At 57.6% G+C, this 4,805-nt stretch carries 5 protein-coding genes; 3 read left to right on the top strand and 2 right to left on the bottom strand.

Annotated elements, in window-relative coordinates:
• The first annotated feature begins 110 nt into the window (after positions 1-110).
• On the top strand, positions 111-1,208 hold the full coding sequence (locus IEX25_RS19415; protein ID WP_229665506.1) for a serine hydrolase domain-containing protein: 1,098 nt from the start codon (positions 111-113) through the stop codon (positions 1,206-1,208).
• Between the two features lie 255 nt (positions 1,209-1,463).
• On the opposite strand, the gene IEX25_RS19410 is transcribed toward IEX25_RS19415, so the two are convergent.
• Positions 1,464-1,871: a BLUF domain-containing protein gene (locus IEX25_RS19410; protein ID WP_188717348.1), complete on the bottom strand. Its 408-nt coding sequence runs from the start codon at positions 1,869-1,871 to the stop codon at positions 1,464-1,466.
• 621 nt (positions 1,872-2,492) lie between these two features.
• Between IEX25_RS19410 and IEX25_RS19405 the strand changes: the two genes are divergently transcribed.
• Positions 2,493-2,633 (top strand): hypothetical protein, encoded by a 141-nt coding sequence (locus IEX25_RS19405; protein ID WP_188717346.1) that lies wholly within the window; start codon positions 2,493-2,495, stop codon positions 2,631-2,633.
• An 88-nt stretch (positions 2,634-2,721) separates the two neighbouring features.
• Positions 2,722-3,801, top strand: coding sequence for an EamA family transporter (locus IEX25_RS19400; protein ID WP_188717345.1), 1,080 nt, complete (start codon positions 2,722-2,724; stop codon positions 3,799-3,801).
• Between the two features lie 77 nt (positions 3,802-3,878).
• Here the strand turns inward: IEX25_RS19400 and IEX25_RS19395 are convergent, their stop codons facing one another.
• The gene (locus IEX25_RS19395; RefSeq protein WP_188717344.1) at positions 3,879-4,334 is read right to left on the bottom strand and encodes a hypothetical protein; all 456 of its coding nucleotides are present in this window, start codon (positions 4,332-4,334) and stop codon (positions 3,879-3,881) included.
• Positions 4,335-4,805 lie beyond the last annotated feature (471 nt).

Here is a 4,805-nt window from a genome sequence, read left to right as displayed (position 1 = left end):
AGCCTCTCGAGCCAATGTCCCTTGACCTCGCGGCCTGACTGGAGCCATCGTTACATGCCCGGAGCCCGCTGCTCGGCAATTTCCACCACATTCGCGACACGACCTAATCATTGAACCACAAACTCTCCGGTAAACCCGGGGCGGTTCATACCCCCGCCGCTCATCGCTTTGGGGAAAGGTTCACATGGCTCAATTCTCAGTGGAAATTACGCGCCTATCCGGCTCAGTTCTGGGTGGAAATCAACAGTCCCGAGATGTTCCTCGGCCTGGACATCGGGAGCTGGCTCAAGGAGCGGAACGCAACATCGTTGATCGTGCTTCACGATGGCGCAATCCTCTTCGAGGATTACTTCCTTGATACCGGACCCGATGATCATCGCATCTCCTGGTCGATCGCGAAGAGCTGGCTTTCGGTCCTTTTCGGCATCATCCAGGCGGAGGGAAGCATCGGCTCACTGGATGATCCGGTCGTCCGCTATGCACCGGAACTCATTGGTACGGCCTACGAGGGCGTGTCCATTCACGACGTGCTGACCATGTCGAGCGGCGTGGCGTTCGATGAGGACTATTCCGATTTCTGGTCCGACGGGAACAGGATGGGCAGGCTATTGGCCATCGGCGGCAGCATGGACGCTTTCGCAGCCTCGTTTTCCAAGCGAGACCGGAACCCGGGTGAGGAGTGGAAATACGTCTCCCTCGATACGCACGTGCTCGGCATGGTCATTCGCGGCGCTACCGGTCGCAGCCTTGAAGACCTCATGCAGGAAAAGCTGGTTGCTCCTCTTGGCTTGCAGGCAGATGGCTTCTACCTGACGGATTCGCACGGGACAGCCTTCGCCTTAGGCGGCCTCAACTTCACGAGTCGTGACTACGCCCGCTTTGCCGCAATGGTGCTGGCGGATGGGTTCTGGAACGGGCGCCAGATCGTTCCAGCAGACTGGCTCACCGAGGCAACCCGTCCACAGGCCAGGACCAAGCCGGGAGCCAAGCGCTATGGCTATCAATGGTGGATCCCCTCCGATGGGCAGGAGGGCGAGTTTCAGGCCGAAGGGATTTATGGCCAGTACATCTACTTCAATCAACTGCTTGACGTCGCCATCATCATGACAGCAGCCGATCCCGAATATGCGGCCCCCGGTGTCGACGCACACAATACCCGGTTCTTTCGCCGGATCGCACAACTCGCACGGCTCGCGGCAACCAACTGATCCCGCTGGCAGCGGCAATAGCCTTCATACCACTGCGCTACTTTGGGTATCCAACACGTCGTGAAGAGCCCACTGCTGCCACTCGATACTTCCGATGGCAGGTGAGGCAGCGCACGAACTGCACCTTGGGTGTCTGTTGTGATATACCGCGGTCTTCCAGAAACCCAGCTACTCTTCCGAGAATACGCTCAAGCAAGGCACTATTGGCGGTTAACAAGATCAGCCGACGTTCTTAAATCCTTGTCTGGAAAAAGCTCAGGGTGTCTTCGACAAAGCTATGCACAACTCTTCGATCTCAGCGTGGGACAGATATCCGGGACCAAACGCGCCACAGGTCCAGTAGCGGTCTCTGATCCGTTGATTAAGTTGTGAGGCATCAATTCCCCGCATACTCCATCCGGAAAACAGACGAGTTTCAGCTTCACCGGCGAGCAGGATCCGAATGTTCTGGTGCCGCTCGTCTTTCATGATCCGCATCATGCATTCGGCGACAGCGGTCCGGCCTCCCTCCAGAAACTGCATGAAGTCTTCATCACTGGCAACAAGGATGCCGGTGATGCCGTCAACCTCGTTGTTCGCTTGAGACTGATCCAGGATGTCGCCAAGAGCTTTGTCGGTCGTGCCACCATGGTACGAGGCATAGACGAGCCTGGTCAGTTGCATGGGGGTACCCTTGTGAATAGCCACTAGGATCTCCACGCGAGCATAAAGTTCACGATGCGCCGACACAACTACCCTGCAGCAGAGCTTTTCTGCCAGCGGTCAGGCACAGGTCGTTGGTGGAGGCGGACGGTCAGCCGTTGGCACAGCATGGGCGCGAGGAGCCCATCAGAGACATTCGCGAATGTCGCAGCGAATGCAACTGCAGCAAGAGCAGCAGACCATACACTGGTGCTCGGGCCATGTATCGTGCAGCTGCAGCTTCACCAAACCGGCCATTCATGTTCGCTACGTGAACGTAGGGCAGGGGAGGGGTTCAGCGATCGCGATGCGCGCCTTCCTGCCGTTCGCCCCTCGGCACGTACGCGTTCGCAGTGGCTCTAACGATGTGATCGCCCCCCGACGGCATCTGCTGTGCCAAGGTGGGTTTGCAACGATCTACAAAGGGGAGCAGTCATGTCGGAGAATATTACGATCAGGGCTCGCCCTGGCGAAGAATGTGTTCCAGGTCGGCGTACGAAAGAGCGCGCAAAGCTGGCGCGAGCTTCTGGGCAACCTCAAGACCCGCGGCCTCTCCGCCCTATTTGTACCAAGGGAGGGCTGTCGCAGAAGACCCCGAAGCTGATGGTTGTCCCGCTGGTCTTGGCCGCATCGAAGACGTGGCGCAAGCTCAATGGCACAAACCAATTGCTACGCGTCATCGAAGACGTCAGGTTCACCGACGGCGTCGTCGCTGACGATGCCAACCTAAGCCGCGCCGCCTGATCAAGTCGCGTGGGCCAAGTCAGCTATGGCTTGTAGCGGATGGCATCCCAGACGGCAACAATTGCAAAGCAAACCTATCAGTTGGTAGATGCAGAAGACATCGCGCGGACGTGAATTGAGCACTGTAATGTTTCTCAATTTCGTGGAGCGAGCTATGACCCCAGTCCCCAAAGATCGCCGCGCCCCCTGCACACGGCGCTTCTCTTCTCGCAAAACCGCCACCTCGCGGTCAGGCCGGTGGCAGCTTCCTCCCATCGCCGCAGTTCCTGGTGGAGACATCATCCTGGTCAGCCTAGCCGCATTGTTGTGGAGCACCGTCGGCATCGCAAACGGTCTTATGTCCGATCTGGCCGGCGTGGACGCTGCTTTATGCGCCCTCGCGCGAACAGCACTGGGCGGGATCAGTCTCCTGCTCATCGCCAAGCTTCTTAGCATTCCATGGCAGGGTACCCAGCTGCCCTGGCAGTCTCTCGGCCTCTTTGCCGCTGCAAGCGCAGTATTCCAAACCTGCTTCTTTGTTGCCTTCGCCAAGGTTGGGGTAACGGTTACCGTGGCTGTTACCGTCTGCGGATCGGTTATTCTGGTGGCGGCGGGCGGTGCGATTTGGAACCGAAAAACGCCAGCGCTTGCTGCATCTGTTGCAATTGTCGCTGCGATCATCGGCGTGATGCTTACACTGTTCGGTGAAGGCGGCGATGTCGGTATGCTGGCGTCGATGAGCCGAACCGGAGTGGTTGCTTTGCTTAGCTCTACGGTGATGTTTGCTGTCGTCTGCGCGGCCGCTGGAATGATGGCGCGAGATCTGCATCCACTGCATGCTGCTGGGCTTGGCCTCTCTGCTGCCGCTGGCCTTCTTCTCCTTTCGTTCGTTGTACAAGGACGAGGCTTGGGGTCGCTTACGTTGCTTGCCAGCCTCGATCTTGCCATTCTTGTCTATACAGGCGTTGTTGGCACAGGCCTCGCGTATCTTGCCTTCGTATCTGGCTTCCATCGCAGTCGGTCTGCTGCAGTGGGCATCGCTCCGACATTGATCGAACCCTGCACGGCCGCTCTCCTCGCCGCGCTAATCCTACATGAACGCCTTGCGCCGATGGAGGCAGCAGGTTGTGTACTGATGACCGCCGCCATGGTTCCTCTCTATCTCTGCAGTCGTCAGGTTTCTTCCTGATATTCCTCTTTGTCGCGCCTCAGAGGGTAGGGTAAGGCCGTGGATAAGGAAGCTGCCGCTTGGAAATGGGCAGACGCTCATATTGGTCGAGGAAGCAGTAGGGACAGAGCCTTGGCTAGGGGAACACCTTCTGTCTCGGCAAAGTGTTCGAGGTATTCATGCACTTGTTCTAGAGCTTGGCTCCATGCTGGTGCTGCCAGGATGTCTTGGAAGGTAGAGCAACGACGCTCCTGTCCATGCGGCGTCAACACAAACCCATGCTCGTCTTGAGCAAGATCTCCCGCAGCTTGAAGACGCCAAATCAACGCCTCCCATAATGAGCGGGAGTTATCATCAAGAGTGCATATGCCTGAAGCAGAAACGTGTGGCAGCGCCAGAAACAAGAGCCCGTACAAGACTTCCTGGTCAAACGGCCACTCAAAAAAAAGCCGAAACCGATAGACAAGATCAAGAATGTAACCAGCTGCCGGCTGATCAAGCACTTCAAGAGGATGATCCGAGAAGGAATGAAGATCGGGACGCAAACTGGTCATCAGATCTTCCAATCGCGGTACACACAGACATATTGACCTTATTAACCCGGCGTCAGGATTTGCATCAAGTTCCCGAACTGTCGGCGGCAACCGCATCCGGCTGCTCTTATGTCCGGACCAAGGGATCTGATCCAGGTCTGACGCTCGATCCACCTGTGGTCTAGAGCGACACCGCACGTCNCCTGACGTGCCACTCAGGATTGTCCTGCTGCCAGGGGGCAATGACTGTCTGACCGCTGATCATGCAGGTCATCAGCGAGACCTCGCGGCCATCGAACAGGAGGGAGAAGTCCTTGCAGACCGGGCCGGTGGACAGACAGGCCGAAATCAAAAGCTCAATCATCACGGCAATCCTCAACCAGACCCGCCCAACAGCAGGGCGGGCGATGTTTAAAGGGCACTCTTGGGAAGCCGCGTCCAACTTGCGTCCGGTGCGGCGTGGCGACTGGAACAGGCCACTCCAGCAGGATG

It is taken from the genome of Paracoccus acridae (assembly GCF_014642735.1).
Taxonomy (GTDB): domain Bacteria; phylum Pseudomonadota; class Alphaproteobacteria; order Rhodobacterales; family Rhodobacteraceae; genus Paracoccus; species Paracoccus acridae.
This window is presented reverse-complemented; position numbering and strand designations above follow the sequence as displayed.